This window comes from Lactiplantibacillus fabifermentans DSM 21115 (assembly GCF_000498955.2).
Lineage (GTDB): Bacteria > Bacillota > Bacilli > Lactobacillales > Lactobacillaceae > Lactiplantibacillus > Lactiplantibacillus fabifermentans.
The window spans coordinates 1-18,997 of sequence record NZ_AYGX02000077.1; the positions used below are offsets into that span (position 1 = coordinate 1).

19 protein-coding genes are annotated in these 18,997 nt (G+C 45.1%); 8 read left to right on the plus strand and 11 right to left on the minus strand.

All coding sequences use genetic code 11. The features are described 5' to 3' along the window. Positions 1-40 precede the first annotated feature (40 nt). The 9 genes from DY78_RS06660 to DY78_RS06700 form a co-directional block, all read right to left on the minus strand. On the minus strand, positions 41-481 hold the full coding sequence (locus tag DY78_RS06660; RefSeq protein ID WP_024625413.1) for a hypothetical protein: 441 nt from the start codon (positions 479-481) through the stop codon (positions 41-43). Then, positions 471-1,235 (minus strand): phosphonate ABC transporter ATP-binding protein, encoded by a 765-nt coding sequence (gene phnC / locus DY78_RS06665; protein WP_033613614.1) that lies wholly within the window; start codon positions 1,233-1,235, stop codon positions 471-473. The genes DY78_RS06660 and phnC (DY78_RS06665) overlap by 11 nt, the downstream gene beginning before the upstream one ends. 17 nt (positions 1,236-1,252) lie before the next feature. Next, entirely contained in the window at positions 1,253-2,293 is a 1,041-nt protein-coding gene (locus tag DY78_RS06670; protein WP_024625415.1) for a phosphate/phosphite/phosphonate ABC transporter substrate-binding protein, read from the minus strand. Between the two features lie 274 nt (positions 2,294-2,567). Further along, positions 2,568-3,668, minus strand: a complete 1,101-nt coding sequence (phnW, locus tag DY78_RS06675) for a 2-aminoethylphosphonate--pyruvate transaminase (protein ID WP_024625416.1) — start codon at positions 3,666-3,668, stop codon at positions 2,568-2,570. A 17-nt stretch (positions 3,669-3,685) separates the two neighbouring features. Then, on the minus strand, positions 3,686-4,483 hold the full coding sequence (gene phnX / locus DY78_RS06680; protein WP_024625417.1) for a phosphonoacetaldehyde hydrolase: 798 nt from the start codon (positions 4,481-4,483) through the stop codon (positions 3,686-3,688). Positions 4,484-4,510: 27 nt separating this feature from the next. Next, positions 4,511-5,365, minus strand: a complete 855-nt coding sequence (locus DY78_RS06685; RefSeq protein ID WP_024625418.1) for a PhnE/PtxC family ABC transporter permease — start codon at positions 5,363-5,365, stop codon at positions 4,511-4,513. Then, the gene (gene phnE / locus DY78_RS06690) at positions 5,362-6,165 is read right to left on the minus strand and encodes a phosphonate ABC transporter, permease protein PhnE (protein ID WP_024625419.1); all 804 of its coding nucleotides are present in this window, start codon (positions 6,163-6,165) and stop codon (positions 5,362-5,364) included. The genes DY78_RS06685 and phnE overlap by 4 nt, the downstream gene beginning before the upstream one ends. Next, positions 6,155-6,925 (minus strand): phosphonate ABC transporter ATP-binding protein, encoded by a 771-nt coding sequence (gene phnC / locus DY78_RS06695; protein ID WP_033613616.1) that lies wholly within the window; start codon positions 6,923-6,925, stop codon positions 6,155-6,157. Before phnC (DY78_RS06695) ends, phnE begins: the two co-directional genes overlap by 11 nt. Positions 6,926-6,962: 37 nt before the next feature. Continuing rightward, a complete protein-coding gene (locus DY78_RS06700; RefSeq protein WP_024625421.1) occupies positions 6,963-8,018 on the minus strand; it encodes a phosphate/phosphite/phosphonate ABC transporter substrate-binding protein in 1,056 nt (351 codons plus the stop codon). Between the two features lie 289 nt (positions 8,019-8,307). Between DY78_RS06700 and tsaB the strand changes: the two genes are divergently transcribed. The 4 genes from tsaB to tsaD are packed head-to-tail and all read left to right on the plus strand — an operon-like array spanning position 8,308 to position 11,107. After that, positions 8,308-9,036: a tRNA (adenosine(37)-N6)-threonylcarbamoyltransferase complex dimerization subunit type 1 TsaB gene (gene tsaB / locus DY78_RS06705; RefSeq protein ID WP_024625422.1), complete on the plus strand. Its 729-nt coding sequence runs from the start codon at positions 8,308-8,310 to the stop codon at positions 9,034-9,036. Beyond that, complete coding sequence (gene rimI, locus DY78_RS06710; RefSeq protein WP_024625423.1) at positions 9,020-9,598, plus strand: ribosomal protein S18-alanine N-acetyltransferase; 579 nt, start codon at positions 9,020-9,022, stop codon at positions 9,596-9,598. Before tsaB ends, rimI (DY78_RS06710) begins: the two co-directional genes overlap by 17 nt. Before the next feature lie 13 nt (positions 9,599-9,611). Further along, entirely contained in the window at positions 9,612-10,055 is a 444-nt protein-coding gene (rimI, locus tag DY78_RS06715; protein ID WP_235810645.1) for a ribosomal protein S18-alanine N-acetyltransferase, read from the plus strand. A gap of 14 nt (positions 10,056-10,069) precedes the next feature. Beyond that, a complete protein-coding gene (gene tsaD, locus DY78_RS06720) occupies positions 10,070-11,107 on the plus strand; it encodes a tRNA (adenosine(37)-N6)-threonylcarbamoyltransferase complex transferase subunit TsaD (protein ID WP_024625425.1) in 1,038 nt (345 codons plus the stop codon). Positions 11,108-11,195: 88 nt separating this feature from the next. On the opposite strand, the gene DY78_RS06725 is transcribed toward tsaD, so the two are convergent. Beyond that, positions 11,196-13,175: an ABC-F family ATP-binding cassette domain-containing protein gene (locus DY78_RS06725; RefSeq protein WP_024625426.1), complete on the minus strand. Its 1,980-nt coding sequence runs from the start codon at positions 13,173-13,175 to the stop codon at positions 11,196-11,198. 167 nt (positions 13,176-13,342) lie between these two features. Here DY78_RS06725 and DY78_RS06730 point away from each other — a divergent pair, with 167 nt between their 5' ends. Then, positions 13,343-14,008: a redox-sensing transcriptional repressor Rex gene (locus DY78_RS06730; RefSeq protein WP_024625427.1), complete on the plus strand. Its 666-nt coding sequence runs from the start codon at positions 13,343-13,345 to the stop codon at positions 14,006-14,008. Positions 14,009-14,047: 39 nt separating this feature from the next. Here the strand turns inward: DY78_RS06730 and DY78_RS06735 are convergent, their stop codons facing one another. Further along, the gene (locus tag DY78_RS06735) at positions 14,048-14,689 is read right to left on the minus strand and encodes a CPBP family intramembrane glutamic endopeptidase (protein WP_024625428.1); all 642 of its coding nucleotides are present in this window, start codon (positions 14,687-14,689) and stop codon (positions 14,048-14,050) included. Between the two features lie 180 nt (positions 14,690-14,869). On the opposite strand from DY78_RS06735, the gene groES reads away from it, so the two are divergent. From groES to DY78_RS06750, 3 genes are all read left to right on the plus strand, one after another. Next, positions 14,870-15,154: a co-chaperone GroES gene (groES, locus tag DY78_RS06740; RefSeq protein WP_024625429.1), complete on the plus strand. Its 285-nt coding sequence runs from the start codon at positions 14,870-14,872 to the stop codon at positions 15,152-15,154. 55 nt (positions 15,155-15,209) lie between these two features. Then, on the plus strand, positions 15,210-16,835 hold the full coding sequence (gene groL, locus DY78_RS06745; protein WP_024625430.1) for a chaperonin GroEL: 1,626 nt from the start codon (positions 15,210-15,212) through the stop codon (positions 16,833-16,835). Positions 16,836-17,106: 271 nt separating this feature from the next. Beyond that, complete coding sequence (locus tag DY78_RS06750; protein ID WP_024625431.1) at positions 17,107-18,942, plus strand: APC family permease; 1,836 nt, start codon at positions 17,107-17,109, stop codon at positions 18,940-18,942. Positions 18,943-18,997 lie beyond the last annotated feature (55 nt).

Here is an 18,997-nt window from a genome sequence, read left to right on the forward strand (position 1 = left end):
GAAGCTGATCTTTTTTGTCCGAACAGCGTTCGGATTAATTTTACAATCTACCAAAATCACTTTGTTTAAATGAAAATAAGAGAATCATCGACCACGCCACGATGGGAATATTGCGCATTAATGAAGCGCCCAACCGGACGATGACGCGAAAAATCGGTGCGGGGGCGGTGGGCTTCGCACCTAAAATCGCAAAGAGCAGCCCGAATAAGCTGGCACAAATCGTCGACGAAATCGCGACGAGCAAAGTGCGCCACAATTGAAATAAAATTGGTCCTAAATACGAGATTGACTGACTAGTCGGAATGAAATTTTTGAATAACCAAATCAAACCGGCTGGCACTTGAATGAGCGACGTCCAAGTTTGAAAATTGACGAACGCCATGGATAGCCAATAAATCGCCAGTAAAATAATTAAGACTAGCGTTAGTCGCCGTCGTCGTTTGAAAAAGAACTGTTGTGGTGTTTGAGGTTTAGTTGGCATTATCTGTCACCGCCGTTTCTGGCTGCCGATAAATGTTTTGGAGCGTGGCGGCATCAATATCTTGATTGGGTCCTTCAAAGACGATGGCGCCACTGTTAATGCCAACGATGTGGTCGGCGTATTCCCGGGCGACATCGATTTGATGCAGGTTGATTAAAATAATCAGTTGTTTTTCTTTAGCGAGCCGGCGTAAGATGTCCATTACGATGCGAGTGGATTTCGGGTCGAGGGAGGCAATTGGTTCGTCGCATAAAATCATTTTGGGATGTTGCATCAGTGCGCGGGCAATTCCGACGCGTTGTTGCTGACCACCACTGAGCTGGTCGCAACGTTGGTAGGCATAATCTTGCAGGCCCACTTCTTGGAGTAGCGTGAGGGCTTCACTTTTTTCATCCGTACTATATAGCCCCAACATTCCAGCCAACGTTGATTTGGCTCCCAAGCGGCCGTGCAAAACATTTTCAATCGCGGTGAGCGGACTAATTAAGTTGTAGTTTTGAAAGATCATCCCAATATGATGGCGAATTTGGCGCAACTGTTTTTTATTAGCTTGGCGAATGTCGACGTCATCTAGTAAAATTTGGCCCCCATCGTCACGAATCAGTTGATTGACACTCCGTAAGATGGTAGTTTTCCCGGCGCCAGATGGTCCGATAATTGCGGTGACCTCGCCAGGTTGCGCCGTGAAATTAACATCTTTGAGTGAATGTTTGTGATGACCGTAAGTTTTATCTAGTCCAGTTACTTTGAGCATAGGCGTCTCCTTTCTTGCTAATAACCAACGAGCTTGTGAGTCGGTTTGTACCAAGCATCAGTGACTTTAACCAACTTCGTTTTGTCAGAAGCTTTCTGGAATAGCTTGGCCACTTTGGCTTTCGGTGCCGAGAAGATATCGCTGTTATTCGCAAATGATTGTGAGGTGAATTCGGTGGCAATCTTCTTTTCGTCACTGGCACTCAAAGTCTTTGAGTTATAGACCCACGGGCCTTGTTGAACAGCCATCTTGGCAATATCGACCACTTGTTCACCTTTCAAACTCGTGAAGGGCGCGGCCGCGTTGTTCTTAACAGTAAAGGTTGAGCCAATCTTGGACCAGGAACCACTCGTCACTTGTAGATACGGCGTGAGGTCGACATCGTCAAAGGCTGCCACATCGACGTCACCTTTGAGTAAGTTCACGGCCGAACCTTGATGCGAACCGCCGTAGAGGACTTTGCTGAAGAATTGCCCGTTTTGTGTAAGTTCATCGTCATTTTTGACTTTGAATTCACGAGTGATTTCGGCTAACGGCACTAAGTAACCTGATGTGGAACTGTTGGAAACGTACGAAATCCGTTGGCCTTTAATATTTTTAATACTGTAATGGCCGTCATTTTCATATTTAGCGGCATTTTTCTTTTGGACCATCAAGTAGGAGTTGTAAGTGGCATCTTTCAGTTGGCCTTGCGGGTCAGAGAGGGTCGCAAATGGTTTGACGTTCTTACTAATGTGATTGGCCTGAATGTACCCGTTAGCGCCCATATAGGCTAGTTGGGCCTTGCCAGAGGCAATCGCTTGAATGGCGACATTGTAGTCGGTCGTTGTTTGCAAATTGACGGTTTTCCCCGTGACCTTTTCAATCGCTTTTTTCAATGCAGTCCGTGAACCAGCAAAACTTTTGGCCGATTCATTCGGATAGAAGACAACCGTAATCGTTTTTTTACTGCTAGTACTACCGACACTACTGTTACTACTGCTGCTACAACCGGCTAAGCCGATTCCTAGTACTCCGATGGCAGCGACGCCAACGAGTGACTTATTAAGTTTCCCCATAATCGTTATTACCTCCGTTAATATTTTGATACATACGTAGCATATCAGCGGATTGTAAATGGCAATGTCGTCGTAAGTAAAATATCTGTATAGCTTGTGTAAATTTATTGGAAATGGTCGAGTTGGCTAACTAGTTGCGGTATCAACAGATAGTGGGGATTAACGTTGATTGGTTTAGTAAGTGAATTGGCTTTACATTAGACTGACATGACAAAAAGACGCGCCATTCACGGTGATGTCGTGAATGGCGCGTCTTACTGAAATAGGGGGTTATTTAACGATTGAGTTGTTGATAGTCACCGATAATCGCGAGTAGGCGTTTAATATCAGCGGTATCGACATCGCCAATCGTCCCAATTCGGAAACTTGGAATCGCTGAAACTTTACCAGGGTAAATTACGAAGCCGCGTTCCTTAATGAATTGATAGAAATCATCGAAGTCAAAGTGTTGTGAAGGGTATTTGAATGATGTAATGATGGGGCCTTGATCAGCCGGATCAATTACCAAGTCAAATCCGAGTGCCTGCATGCCATCACTAAGTAAGATTTGATTAGCATGGTAGCGTTGATAGCGTGGCGTTACGCCACCTTCAGCGGTCAGTTCAATTAAGGCTTGTGCAAAGGCATGGACCACATGGGTTGGTGACGTAAAGCGCCACTTACCAGGTTGCTTGGTCATCGCTTGCCACTGCGCGTACAAGTCTAAGCATAGTGATCGGGCGTTGTCGGCGGTTTCCACTAACACGGCTTGCTTAGCGATAATAAAAGCAAAGCCGGGGACCCCTTGCACACATTTGTTGGCGCTGCTAACTAAGTAGTCGCAAGCTAACGTATCCATATCAAGTGGGACACCACCTAAACTCGACATGGCATCAATAATGGTAATAATGCCGCGTTCTTTTAGCATCGGAACAATCGCTTCAATCGGATTCAAGATACCGGTTGTCGTTTCACTGTGAATCATGGCAAAGTGGGTGATTTCCGGATGCGTCGCTAACGCTTCGGAAATCCGTGCGGGTGCGACCGCTTCATCTTCATTGAAGACGATGTCCACGTGGGGAATGCGATAGTATTCCGCAATTTCACTAATTCGTTGGCCGTAAGCCCCGTTAATGGCAATCAGTAACGTTGCGCCGTCGCGCGGAATTGCCGTACCAATGGTGGCTTCAACGCCGTAACTACCACTACCTTGTAATAAAACGGTCGTGTAAGTCGCGGGGTTCGCGTTAGCGAGTGCCAAGATTTGTTCGCGAATCGTTTCCGTAACGGTTCGATAATCACTATCCCAAGTACAGTAATCGATTTGCATGGCATCTTTGACCGAAGGCGTGGTACTTAGTGGCCCGGGGGTCAATAACAAATAAGGTTGTTTCATGTTGGACTCCTTTGTCACTATTGATTGTCAGAAACGGGTTGGTTAATTTGTTCAATCAAGGCGGGAAGCTCAGTCATTGATTGTAAAATGTAATCAGCCCCAACGGCAGTATATTCAGCGGTAACTTGTTCCCGTAAATGCGCCTGTTCAGCCGGGGTTAAAGCGTCAAATTCAGCTTCTGACAAGCCCATCAAGTTACTACCGTCAACAATTCCAATACTAATGGCATCCGCATTTTGACCTTCTAAAATGTCATTGACCGAATCGCCAATTTTAATGACTGTTGATGGATCATTAATTTCAAGTTGATCACAAGCCAGTTCTAACATCGCCGCGGCTGGGCGACCAATGCCGCCAGTTTGTGCTGAAGTGATGTTAACCGTTGGTCGGTAACCTTGGTTAGCAGCAATCGGTAACATAATACTTAACATTTCGGCATCGTAACCAGTCGTGGTGCCATAAGCGATGTGGTGTTCGTTTAAATAAGCAATGACGGCATCCATCCCAGGCTTTAATTGGGCAAAGTCGGTGAGAGAAGCGAGCAAAATTGCTTTAAAATCTTGAAAAATCCGGTCGCAATCATCATTGGTTGGTAAAACTTGGAACCGGGCTTGCCAGTCGTTTTGAACGGCTGGCAAACTGATGATTTTGTGGATGTGGGTGTATTTGTCTAAGCCCATATCTTGCCGAATCTCGGCTTCGGAAATCCGAATGCCGACGTTAGCGAAGGCTTGTTGAAAAGCGACAATGGGTGCGCGGCTACCGTAGTCAACCGTAGTACCGGCCCAGTCAAAAATTACTGCTTTGATCGTCATTTTAATACTCCTTTTGCATGTTAATGCTTAGTTTTTCTGCAAATAATGGCCACGTAAGCGCATGGAAACAAGTTCCAAGATAACCGCTACACCTAATAACAAGTAAACAATTAGGCCGACTTCATGGAAGTTTGAGTAGAAGCTTCCGGACATGAAGAGGTAGTAGCCAATATCATCCGCCCCAGCTGCTGCCCCGACGGCAACCGCATTGGCAAAGTTGATTTCAAAACGAATGAAAGTCCAACTTAACAAGGCCGGAATAATCGAAGGTAAAATGGCTTGGAAAACAATAGGCCAGAAACCGACGCCACTCGCTTTAAGCGCTTCGATTGTGTCTGAAGAGGTCTCTTCAATACTTTCGGAATAGGCTTTGACGAGGTAGGCGATACTGTGGAAAGTTAGCCCAACCACGGCAGCATTGGCCCCTAAGCCCATCGTAACGGAGTAAATCAAGACCCATAAAATGGTTGGAATGGAACGAATGAACGCCATGACGGCTTTAATCGTATTTGCCAACCAAGTTGGTGATAAGTTGCGCGCCGCCCCGACCGCAATGAAGAAGGCGAATAATGCACCTAATAAAGTAGTCAGCATCGCTAATGAAACACTGCGCGTTAAGGCGGTTAATAATAGATTCCATGAATCTTGGCCAACACTCGGTTGTAAAAACATTGAGTGCAAATTGGTCCCTAAACTCTTAAAAGCTTCCGATAGTTTTAAGTTGGCGGTGTTTAACGTCAGTAATGAATAGAGCGTTACGAGCGTTAAGCCCCCTAAAACCGTTCGTAAGATTAAGCGTGGCCGCGTCATCATTGAAATTCGTTTCGTCTTAGGATTAGGTTGTGGCAACGTTTTAGGCGTTGTTGAACTGTTTTCAATCATGCAATCGCCCTCCGAATCTGAGTTGAGCTTAATTCTAGTAAGATGACTAAGATGGCAATCAATAATACGATTAAGCCCGCCGCGTCATAACGGAAACTCTTAAAATAGTGATCGAACAAGAACCCAACGCCGGTCCCAGTCAAAATACCAACTAAGGTCGCATCACGTAAATTGTTTTCAATCATATATAAGACCCAACTCGTTAAAGTGCTCGCGACTTCTGGTAGCACCCCACAGAAAACACATTGGAAGTAGTTGGCGCCAACCGCTTGGAGTGCTTGCAGTTTTTCACCATCTAAATCTTCAATGGTTTCAGTGAATGCCCGGGTTAAATAGCCTAAAGTCATAAAGAACAAGGCGAGAAAACCGGTGAAGTCACTTTGCTTGAAAGAAAAGAGTAAAATCATTGACCAAGCCACGACCGGGATGTTCCGCAATAAGGAAGCTCCAAAGCGAATCACCACGCGTAATATTGGCGACGGTGTCGTGGTCTTGGCACCTAAAATCGCAAAGATTAAGCCGAAGAAGCTGGCACAAATCGTTGAAGAAACTGCTACTAGCAAGGTTCGCCATAATTGATAAAGAATCGGTCCTAAATATGAGATTGATCGTTGCGTCGGTACAAAGTTTTTAAACAGCCAAACTAAGCCGGCCGGCACCTTAACGATTGAAGGAATCGTTTGAAAACTAACGATGGCCATTGAAAGCCAGTAGATCGCAATCAAGATGATTAAAACGACCCAGAGTCGCAATTGGCGTTGCCGGAAAAATTGTTGTGGTGAGCGATAGTTAGTTTTCATTAGCCGTCACCGTTGCTGTTGAATCAGCTTGACGATAGATTTTCTGTAACACCGTATCGTCGACTGATTGACTAGGACCTTCAAAGACGATGGCGCCACTGTTAATGCCGACAATGTGGTCAGCATATTCGCGGGCGACGTCGATTTGATGCAGGTTGATCAAAATAATAAGTTGTTTTTCCTTAGCTAATCGACGCAGAATGTCCATGACCGTTCGCGTTGATTTAGGATCTAAGGACGCAATCGGTTCATCACATAAAATCATCTTCGGGTGTTGCATTAACGCCCGCGCAATCCCGACCCGTTGTTGTTGACCACCACTGAGTTGGTCACAACGTTGATACGCGTAGTCTTTCAGGCCAACTTCAGCTAAAAGTTCCAGCGCTTCGGCTTTTTCGGCGTTGCTGTATAATCCCAGCATGCCAGCCATGGTTGATTTGGCGCCAAGACGACCATGTAACACATTTTCTAGGGCCGTGAGGGGACTAATCAAGTTATAGTTCTGGAAAATCATGCCGATATGGTGCCGAATTTTGCGCAATTCTTTTTTATTCGCTTGGCGGATATCTTCATCATCAAGCAGAATTTGGCCGCCATTATCGCGAATCAATTGATTAACACTGCGCAAAATCGTTGTTTTACCAGCCCCAGAGGGTCCGATAATGGCCGTGACTTCGCCAGGTTGGGCGGTGAAGTTTACGGATTTTAACGAATGCTTGTCTTGACCGTAAGTTTTATCGAGTTCAATTACCTTGAGCATAGCAGTTCCTTTCATTAATACAGGATGGTGGCGCTTTTTAGTAGCCGACTAACTTATGAGTAGGTTCGTACCATTTGTCAGTAACTTTAATTAATTGTTGTTTGTCAGTCTTACGTTGGAAGAGTTTAGCCGCTTTTGAACCTGGTTGTGAGAAGATCTCTTTATTGCTAGCAAATTCTTTGGAAGTGAATTCTTTAGCGATCTTTTCTTGGTCATCTTTGCTGAGAGACTTCGTGTTGTAGACCCATGGCCCTTGTTGAACTGGCATCATGGCGATATTAACAACTTTTTTACCCTTCAAGTCAGTAAATGGTGCTTCGGCGTCATCTTTAACTTCGAAAGTTGAACCTAATTTGTCCCATGAACCTTCAGATGGCTTCAAGTATGGCATCAAATCACCATCATCAAAGGCAGCGACATCTGCGTCACCCTTCAACAAGTTAACTGCGGAACCTTGGTGTGAGCCACCGTAAAGGACTTTGCTAAAGAATTGACCGTTTTGCGTTAATTTATCTTCATCTTTAACGTTGAATTCACGTTTGATTTCAGCGGTTGGCACTAAGAAACCGGAAGTTGAGCTGTTTGAAACGTAAGACATCTTCTTGCCTTTAATGTTTTTGATGCTGTATTTATCCCCATCTTTGTATTTATCAGCATCTTTTTGTTGTACCATGATATATGAGTTGTAAGTAGCTTTCTTCAAGCTTCCTTCAGCATCTGATTGCGCAGCGAATGGTTGGACATCTTTGCTAATATGGTTAGCTTGGATATAACCGTTAGCCCCCATATAAGCAACTTGAGCTTTACCAGAAGCAATGGCTTGAATGGCCACGTTGTAGTCGGTTGTCGTTTGTAACTTAACCGTCTTGCCCGTTGCTTTTTCAATGGACTTCTTCAAGGCGTCCCGAGAGCCTGAGAAGCTTTTAGCAGATTCATTCGGATAGAAGACAACCGTGATAGCTTTGTCTTTATCCTTGCTAGCGCTACTGTCGCTTTTAGTGCCGGTAGCAGTCCCACTGGCACAACCAGCCAAACCTAAACCTAAAACAGAAATCAATGAAAGACCGACGAGAGATTTATTGAGCTTTAACATAATTTTTCATTACCTCCAAGTAATTTAGTTACTCACGTAGCATAACAATGGAATGTAAATGTGCTAAAAATAATAGGTGAAGTATCTGTATAGGTTATGTAAAGGTCACTTAACTAAAAAACGATAATTCAGTTTAAGCGGCAAAATCGGTGCGCGAAAATGGTTAGTTTCTCCTTAAAAAGGTTAGGTTTTCATTGGGACGGGCCTGGGATTAGCCGGATAGCTTTCAAAGTGTTTAAATTATGATAAGATATGTGAAGTAATTCAAAATGAGGAGTTTTTTATAATTATGAAGTTGTTGGCCATAGATACATCCAATCGTCCACTGAGTGTGGCGGTTTTAGATGACACCAAAGTTCTTGCCACGACGACCACGAATATGGGCCGAAATCACAGTAGTACCTTATTACCCATTATTGAGCAGTCGCTGGCACAAGCGCAGTTAGTTCCCGAAGCTATTGATCGCATCGTGGTTGCTGCCGGTCCAGGCTCGTATACCGGGTTGCGGATTGGAGTAACGACGGCCAAAACTTTTGCATTTTCTTTACATAAAGAATTAGTTGGTTTGTCAAGCTTGGCGGTTTTAGCGGGTAATATCGTCACGGCGGGGCAACTCGTCGTACCATTATTTGATGCGCGCCGCGACAACATCTTTACGGGGCTATATCGGATTGATGCGACTGGTCAACCCCAAAATGTGTTACCAGATCAACATGTGAGTGTCGCAACTTGGTGTGAGCAGTTAGCGGCTTACGATGAACCGATTGTCTTTGTTGGTAGTGATGTCGCTGCGTATGCTGAGGCCTTGCAAACGAATTTAGGGGCCCGTTTCGTGCGGGCGGCGGCCCAGCTTGATTTACCACAAGCGACGGTCCTCGGCTTATTAGGTCGGACGGCCACGCCAGTTGAAAACATCCATGCCTTTGTGCCGAATTACTTACGGCTGACGCAAGCTGAACGTGATTGGCAAGCCCAACACCCGAAAGAGGATCATGCGCCTTATGTTGAAAAAATTTAAGCAATATTTGCAGAAAATGACGACTAATCGTAGTCAACGCCGCCAAAAAGTGATGGAAATTGAACACCACATTGTGCAAGTTGGCGCGACTGGTTACTACTTATCACGGGCCTTAATTACGGATGTGCCCGAAATGTTGGCCATTGAACGCGCCGTTTATGCGGGGAAAACACCGTGGGATGAAAATGCCTTTAAAACGGAGTTACGCCGGCAAAGTGGCCGCTTTTATATCGTGATGCGCCATGAAGATCGACTGGTAGCCTTTTGTGGGTGTGCTTTTGATGACCGCCGCCAAGATGCCCACATTACTAATATTGCGGTGCATCCAGATTTTCAAAATCAAGGTTTGGGCCATTTTATGATGCAAACGATGATTGACCGCGCCACGGAATTAAAATATCGGACCGTGACTTTAGAAGTGCGGTACAGTAACGCGAATGCCCAACGGTTATATTTAAGCCTCGGCTTCGATAAAACGGGGATTAAAAAGCGCTATTATTTTGGCGACCATGAAGATGCGATTGATATGACGTATCACTTACCAACCCCGACTGATGACTGAGCGGGTCGGCCAGGTGCTGACAAGCACGCATTGGTCAGCAACGACTGCGGCCAAGCTTTGTTATGATTTAGCAGCGGCCGCGTATCCGCATGGGGCGCCTTGGCGGTTAGCAACTTTTATTGCCGATATGGAAATGCCGCAAGCTGATTATCGTGTTTTGATGGTCAATGACCGGCCCATTGGGTTTGTTAGTCTTACGGTTGTGTTGGATGAAGTCGAAATCACCAATGTGGCAATCCATCCAGATTTTCAACGGCAAGGCTGGGCGTATTACTTGTTACAACAAGTCTTGACGTCCTTACCAAGTGCGAATAAAGTCTTTTTAGAAGTGCGCGCTAGTAATAGCGCCGCGCAGCAGTTGTACCAGCGCTGTGGGTTTCAGACGATTTCGACGCGGTCAGCTTATTATCAAAATCCGCGTGAAGACGCGTTAATTATGCGAAAAATTATTAAATAAAAGGATGGTCACTCGTGGAGAAACAAAATTTAATCTTAGCATTTGAGTCCAGTTGTGATGAAACGAGTGTGGCCGTGATTGCGGATGGTCATACGATTTTATCGAATGTGATTGCGACGCAAATTAATAGTCACAAACGCTTTGGTGGCGTCGTGCCCGAAGTAGCGAGTCGCCATCATATTGAAGAAATTACGATTTGTATTGGAGATGCGCTCAAAGAGGCCCAAGTGACTTATGATGACTTGGATGCCGTGGCGGTAACGTATGGTCCTGGATTGGTCGGCGCCTTATTAGTCGGGGTCAATGCCGCTAAAGTGATTGCTTATACGCATCACTTGCCACTCATTCCCGTTAATCATATGGCCGGCCACATCTATGCGGCGCGTTTTGTGGAACCTTTCCAATTCCCATTGATGGCCTTACTAGTGTCTGGTGGGCATACGGAATTAGTTTATATGCAAGCCGATGGTCAATTTGAAATCATCGGTGAAACGCGCGACGATGCTGCCGGTGAAGCTTACGATAAGATTGGCCGGGTGCTCGGCGTGCCGTATCCAGCCGGGAAAGTTATCGACGAAATGGCACATCAAGGTCATGATACGTTTAAGTTTCCACGGGCGATGATTGATGAAGATAACTACGACTTCAGTTTTAGTGGGTTGAAGAGTGCCTTTATCAATACTGTGCATCATGCCGACCAAATTGGGGAAACGCTCGATAAAAACGACTTAGCGGCTAGCTTTCAAGCTAGTGTTGTGGACGTGTTGGTCAGCAAGACGGAACGAGTCTTACGCGAATATCCGGTTAAGCAGTTAGTCTTAGCGGGTGGGGTCGCAGCTAACCACGGTTTGCGCGAACGGTTAACGGCTGAATTACCAGCGAAGTTTCCAGATATGAAGTTAGTCTTAGCGCCGTTGAAGCTCTGCGGTGATAATGGCGCCATGATTGGGGCCGCCGCTTACGTGCAATATCAACATCAACAATTTGGCGATGCAACTTTGAATGCTGATCCAAGCTTAGAATTTGATTGGATGCCCAATATGGTGCATTAATTAATCATGATTTAAAAGATCCGCCAATAACTAATTACCGTGCTGGTAGTTAGTTATTGGCGGATCTTTATTTTCTGAATCGTTGTCCTTAGTCTAATTCTTCTAAGGCTTCAGCTTGTTCTGTCCAGTCTTCTTCAACGGTGGCCTGTTCAGTGGTGAGCGCGTCAAGTTGCTTTTGCAAATCTTGGAGCTGACCGACATCCGCTGAAACTTCCGGTTGGGCCATTTGTTCTTGAATCGCAGTCGCTTGCTCGTCTAAGGCTGTCATTTTAGCCTCTAAGGCGGCGACGGTGCGCTCAAGTTTACGTTTTTCACGTTGTTGTTGCTTGCTAGCTTGATAGTTTTGCTGCCCTTTAGAACGGGTATCAACGGGTGCCGCGACACTGCTATCTGGAGCGGCACTTGCGGCATTTTCCGCCGCTTCGCTGGCTGCGGCGGCTGCCAATTCAGCTTGTTCTTGTTTTTTATCGATATAATAATCGTAATCACCCAAGAACAGTTCAGTCCCAGTTGGGGAGACTTCCACGACGCTGGTGGCCACTTGGTTAATGAAATAACGGTCATGGGAAACGAAGAGTAGGGTGCCATCAAAATCATTTAAAGCCACTTCTAAGACTTCGCGGCTATCAATGTCCAAATGGTTAGTCGGTTCGTCTAAAATTAAGAAGTTATCGTTTTGCATGGCGAGCTTCGTTAATAACAAGCGGGCACGTTCGCCACCAGATAAAGCGTTGATTGGTTTGTCAACGTCTTCACCGGTGAATAAGAAACTCCCCAGAATCGTCCGAATATCTTTTTCGGGTGTCGTCGGATGTTCGTCCCATAATTCACTTAGGACAGTTTTCTTGTCGTGCAAGTTTTTTTGTTCCTGATCGTAATAACCCGTAACAACGTTTGTGCCGAAGACTGCTTGCCCTTTTATGAATGGAATCTGACCTAAAATACTCTTCAACAAGGTTGATTTACCGATCCCATTAGGACCAACGATGGCAATCGCTTCGTGTTTTTTAACATTTAACGTATCTGGTTCCGATAGCGTTCGCCCGTCGTAACCAACCGCGGCATCTTTGACTGTCAAGACAATGTTGCCACTTTGCTTAGCAGCGTGAAAACCAAAGTGGGCCGTCTTCTCGTCGCCATCGGGACGTTCTAAGCGGTCCATTTTTTCAAGTTGTTTCCGCCGTGATTGGGCCCGCTTGGTGGTCGAAGCCCGCACGATATTGCGATTGACGAAATCTTCTAGCTTACTGATTTCGGCTTGCTGTTTTTCGTAATGTTTCCACTCGGCTTGAATCCGCGCCGCTTTTTGTTGGACGTATTGATCGTAGTTACCAGTATAGTGCACCATTTCATGATGGGATAAATCGTAAACTTCATTAACCACGCGGTCTAAGAAATACCGGTCATGGCTGACGATTAACAGGGCGCCACTGTACGATTGCAAATAACTTTCCAACCACGTCAAGGTTTCTACGTCCAAATGGTTGGTCGGTTCATCCAAGATTAACAAGTCGCGTTTTTCAAGCAATAACTTGGCTAACGCTAATTGGGTCTTTTGGCCCCCAGAAAGCGCGGTGACGGACTTGTCATAGACGTCAGCGTCGAATTGAAAGCCGTGCAAGACCCCACGAATTTCGGCTTGATAGCCATAACCATTTTTTTGTTGAAAGTCCGTTTGAACTTGATCATAAGTTTTTAAAGTTTGTTGATAGGCCGTTTCATCGGCCATAATTTTAGGATCACTAAGTTGAGCTTCTAATTGGTGCATTTGCGCTTCTAACTTATGTAGTTCGGCAAAGACACTGCTCATTTCTTCCCAAATAGTATTATCGCTATTTAGGCCTTGGTCTTGGGCTAAGTAGCCAATGGTTAGCCCTTTGCGCATCGAGATTTGGCCTTCATCAGGGACGGTTTCACCAGCAATCATTTTAAGTAAAGTTGATTTACCGGCACCGTTGCGACCGACTAAGGCGACGCGGCCATGTTCTTGAATGTCCATTTGTACGTTTTCGAACAAGACATCGGCACCAAAACGCCGCATCACTTGCTGTACTTGTAATAAAATCACGTTTTTTAAGCTCCTTTCACATTTGATTCGTCAAACAATTGTAGCATATTGCCACGCTTGGCCCTAGTAATACGGAATAATAAGTAATTATTATTTCACAAAGTGACGCATTATGCTAGAATAGTGTCAGCAAATTCACAAACTTTTGAACAAGGAGGGTTCGTCAAATGGCAGAAACAAAAATTCCGCGCGCTACGGCTAAACGGTTGCCGATTTATTATCGGTATTTAAATATTTTGCTCGATGCGGATAAGAAACGCGTTTCGTCCACTGAATTATCTGAGGCGGTCAAGGTTGATTCAGCAACAATCCGCCGTGATTTTTCTTATTTTGGGGCGTTAGGTAAACGTGGCTATGGCTACGATGTCGAAAAGTTGTTGGCGTTCTTTAAGAAGATTTTAAATCAGGATACGCTGACGAACGTGGCATTAATTGGGGTTGGGAATTTAGGGCACGCGTTGCTCAACTTTAACTTCCACAAAAATAGTAATGTGCGGATTTCGGCGGCATTCGATGTCAACGAAGATATCGCTAACACGGTCCAAAGTGGGGTCCCCGTCTATCCAATGACGGAATTAAAGAAGCAATTGATCGAACAACAAATTGAAATTGCCATTTTAACGATTCCGACGTCGGTCGTGCAACACGTCACCGACGAATTAGTTGATGCGAACGTTAAGGGTATCATGAACTTTACGCCACTACGGATTTCAGTGCCAGAAACGGTGCGGGTCCAAAATGTTGATTTAACCAACGAATTACAAACGTTGATTTACTTCATCGAACACTATGGTGAACAACTGGGCGATAAAAAAGACGATTTTGATGAATAGCAAAAAGACGCAACCAACGAGGCTGCGTCTTTTTTTTACTCATTTAATGGATAATAGACTAAATAAAACGGCGACGATATTCATCAAAATATGCGCAATCATGGAAGTGGCAATGCGGCCCGTTTGCCGGTAGAGCCAGCAGAAGAGTAGGCCAATGAAGGCGTACAAGATGAGATGACCGTCCGCATGGGCTAGCGCGAAAAATAAGCTGGAAATGACCGCGGCCCCCACGGTTCCCGTCACGGGCGTCAAGCTACCGAAAATAACTTTACGGAAGACGATTTCTTCCATAATCGGGGCACCGACTAAAATCGCTAAGAAGAAGACCGGGTATTGGCGGCCGACCGTCATCAATTCGGTGGTATTGGCGGAAGCCGCCGATTGACCGAGTAATTGGGTGATTTGCAAGATGACCACTTGCCCCACGGTAACTAGAACGGCACCTAAGAGGCCCCAGTAAATCGTTTTGGTCCAAGACTGCGGTTCGGCTTCCAAGGTGTTGGGTTCATTGTGATAGTTGGCTAGTCCGACCAAAATAACGGCACCTAACAAATAGTCGATGGTTTCCACGACAAAAATTTGTGAGCCTAATTTGGGGAGGAGCGTTGTTAACAAGGTTGGGATTGTAAAGATAACAAAGTAGACAATTAGAATTGCCAGCGATTGGCGGCGATTAGCCATCAACTCACGTCCTTTAAAAGTAGAATAGTTGAACTTAGTAGTCCCATTATAGTCGATTTGACATTCTTTGACTAATTATTGACAAATCACTTGCAATCTGAAAACAAAATGATATAGTTGAACTTGTGATTAGCACTTGAGGTTCAGGAGTGCTAAAAAAGAATAAATGGAGGGATTCACGTGTTAAAACCATTAGGAGATCGTGTCATCTTACAACAACAAGCTGAAGAAGAACAAACAGTTGGTGGTATCGTTATTGCCAACAACGCTAAGGAAAAGCCCCAAAGCGGTAAAGTTGTTGCTGTATCCGATGGCCGTGTTTTAGATAACGGCACTAAAGTTGCGCCTAGCGTGAAAGTCGGCGATCAAGTATTGTTCGACAAGTACGCCGGTACTGAAGTTAAGTACGAAGGTACGACTTACCTTGTTTTACATGAAAAGGATATTGTCGCAGTCGAAGACTAATCCCTGGAAAACGAATCGAATTTAAACAAATACATTTATGAGGTGAAGATAGATTATGGCTAAAGAATTAAAATTCTCTGAAGACGCACGTTCAGCAATGCTTAAAGGTGTCGACCAATTAGCCGACACAGTTAAATCAACGTTAGGCCCTAAAGGTCGTAACGTCGTTTTGGAACAATCATATGGTTCGCCTACCATTACTAATGATGGGGTTACCATTGCCAAAGCCATCGAATTAGATGACCATTTTGAAAACATGGGTGCTAAGTTAGTTTCTGAAGTTGCTTCAAAAACTAATGATATCGCCGGTGATGGGACGACTACTGCGACGGTCTTAACGCAATCCATCGTTAACGAAGGGATGAAGAACGTTACGGCCGGTGCTAACCCCGTTGGCATTCGTCGTGGGATTGAAGAAGCTACCAAGACGGCGGTTGATTCATTACATGCCATGTCACACGAAGTTAAGTCACAAGACGACATTGCTCAAATCGCGTCAATTTCATCAGCTTCTAAAGAAACTGGTAAGTTAATTGCCGAAGCGATGGAAAAAGTTGGCCATGATGGTGTTATCACGATTGAAGAATCACGTGGGGTTGATACGAGCTTAGACGTTGTTGAAGGGATGCAATTCGACCGCGGCTACTTATCACAATACATGGTTACCGATAACGATAAGATGGAAGCGGACTTAGACAGTCCTTACATCTTAATCACCGACAAAAAGATTTCTAACATTCAAGACATCTTACCATTGTTACAATCAATCGTTGAACAAGGCAAGCCATTGTTGATCATCGCGGATGACATTTCTGGTGAAGCTTTACCAACATTAGTCTTGAACAAGATGCGTGGGACCTTCAACGTTGTGGCCGTTAAAGCACCCGGTTTTGGTGATCGGCGTAAGGAACAACTTCAAGATATTGCCATCTTAACTGGTGGGACGGTCATTACTGATGACTTAGGTCTTGAATTGAAGGACACGACTATTGATCAATTAGGTCAAGCTAACAAAGTTACGGTTACTAAGGATACGACCACTATCGTTGAAGGTGCGGGCGCCAAAGATGCCATCAGCGAACGGGTTGAATTTATCCGTAACCAAATCAGCGAAACCACTTCTGATTTCGATAAAGAAAAATTACAAGAACGTTTGGCTAAATTAGCCGGCGGGGTTGCGGTTGTTCGCGTTGGTGCGGCGACCGAAACTGAATTAAAAGAACGTAAATACCGCATTGAAGATGCTTTGAATGCGACCCGTGCGGCCGTTGAAGAAGGCTTCGTTCCTGGTGGTGGTACGGCTTTAATTGATGTTATCAAAGATGTTGCTGCGTTGAAAGAAACCGGCGACGTTCAAACTGGGATTAACATCGTTAAGCGGGCCTTGGAAGAACCAGTTCGTCAAATCGCCGAAAATGCTGGGCTAGAAGGCTCCGTAATCGTCGAAAAGATGAAGGACGAAAAGCCAGGTATCGGTTTTAATGCTGCTACCGACGAATGGGTTGATATGATCAAGGCTGGGATTGTTGACCCAACCAAGGTTACCCGTTCCGCTTTACAAAATGCGGCATCTGTTTCAGCCTTGTTATTAACGACTGAAGCCGTTGTTGCTGAAAAGCCAGCGCCAGAAGCACCGGCAGCACCAGCAGCGCCAAACCCAGGTATGGGCGGCATGATGTAAGCTTAAATTAAGCGCTAAAAACACCTACTATTTGTGAGTAGGTGTTTTTTTGTGCGGTCGGCATAATAGTAACGCTAAAATGTGAGTAATTGGTACCGGTTTATTTGCTCATATCTGGGACTTTTGATAATTTTTAGGGGTTGCGGCGGTCATAAAAAGTTGACGAGTTCCCGTGATTCATGTAGTATTTCGTAATTTAAAGTAGTAAAATCTATTTTGACTTAGCACTTACTTGGGAATAATTATTTTTGGAAATAAAGGAGTTATGATCATGTGGCGTTATTTAAAACGGTTGCTTATCGGGAAACCGTTAAAAACCATGGATGAAGGTGGGCAAGCGCTCACCAAGTTCAAGGCACTGGCGCTGCTGTCTTCAGATGCGCTATCTTCAGTGGCCTATGGTACTGAACAGATTACGACCGTCTTAATTACACTTTCAGCAGCTGCCTTAATGTATCAATTGTGGGTGGCAGCATTGGTGTTAGTGCTATTATTTGCCATTACGATGTCGTATCGACAAATTATTCGGGCTTACCCATCAGGTGGTGGGGCGTATGTCGTTGCCAGCACAAACTGGGGCCGGCCAGCCGGCCTAGTTGCCGGGGGATCACTGTTAGTTGATTACATGCTAACTGTAGCGGTTTCTGTCACGTCTGGGACTGAAGCGATTACTTCAGCGGTACCGGCGTTAGCAAATTATCAAGTCCTAATTGCTGTTTTGATTGTTTTAGCAATTATGGCGTTGAATTTACGGGGAATGCGGGAGTCCGCTTCGTTTTTAACGTTCCCAGTCTATTTCTTCATTATTATGATTGTTGGGATGATTATTTGGGGCATCATGAACATTGCTAGCGGTAACTTAACTTACCATGCGGCCGCCGCAGTTGGGGCACCGGTTCAAGGAATGACGTTAGTGTTATTCTTCCGGGCGTTCTCATCAGGGTCATCTTCCTTGACTGGGGTTGAAGCCATTAGTAATGCTGTGCCGAACTTCCGGCGGCCTAAGCGAAAAAATGCGGCGAACACTTTGGCAATTATGTCAATCGTCTTAGCCTTCTTCTTCGCTGGTATCACGTATTTGAGTTACTATTTGGGCATTAAACCGCAATCAGATAATACGGTCTTGTCACAAATTGCTACGGCAGTATTCGGCCATGGCTTGTTCTACTATTTATTACAACTTTCGACGGCCTTGATTTTAGCCGTGGCGGCCAACACTGGGTTTTCAGCCTTTCCAATCTTGGCGTACAACTTGGCTAAAGATAAGTTCTTGCCACATGCTTACATGGACCGTGGGGATCGCTTAGGCTATTCTAATGGGATTATCTCATTAGCCGTTGGGGCGATTGCCTTAATCTTTATTTTCCATGGTAAAACGACGCTCTTGATTCCGCTATATGCGGTCGGTGTGTTCGTCCCATTCACGTTGTCACAGTCTGGAATGATTGTGCATTGGTTCCGTGAACGTGGTCAATGGTGGTGGATGAAAGCGGCCGTTAACTTACTCGGCGCGTTAATTTCGCTCGTGTTAGTCGTCTTCTTATTCGGCTTACATTTTGCCAACGTTTGGCCTTACTTAATTGTTATGCCATTGCTGCTATACATGTTCTACCGCATCCATGTCCACTATATTCGGGTTGCCGCCCAATTACGAGTGGTGGCCAAAGAAAAAGCCGAATTGCACGATTACGATGGAGCGACGGTGATTGTGTTAGTTTCCAATGTCACGCGAGTAACGGCCCAAGCGGTCAACTATGCGCGTTCAATCGGGGATTATGTGATTGCAATGCATGTTTCGTTTGATGAAAATCCTGAAAAGGAACACAAGACGGCGGCCGAATTCAAGTCGACCTTCCCGGATGTGCGTTTCGTGGATATTCATTCATCGTATCGGTCAATCGCGACGCCAACCTTACGTTTCTGTGATGTCATTGCTAAACGAGCGGCGGAACGGAACTTCTCGACGACGGTCTTAGTGCCACAATTCGTACCGAAGAAGCCTTGGCAAAATATTTTGCATAACCAGACGAGTTTACGGTTACGAGCCGTCTTGAACTCACGGGAAAATATTATTGTTTCAACTTATAATTATCATTTAAAAGAATAGTTGTCTGATATAAAAATTTGGGCGTGGCACTGCTTAATCGCAGCCACGTCTTTTT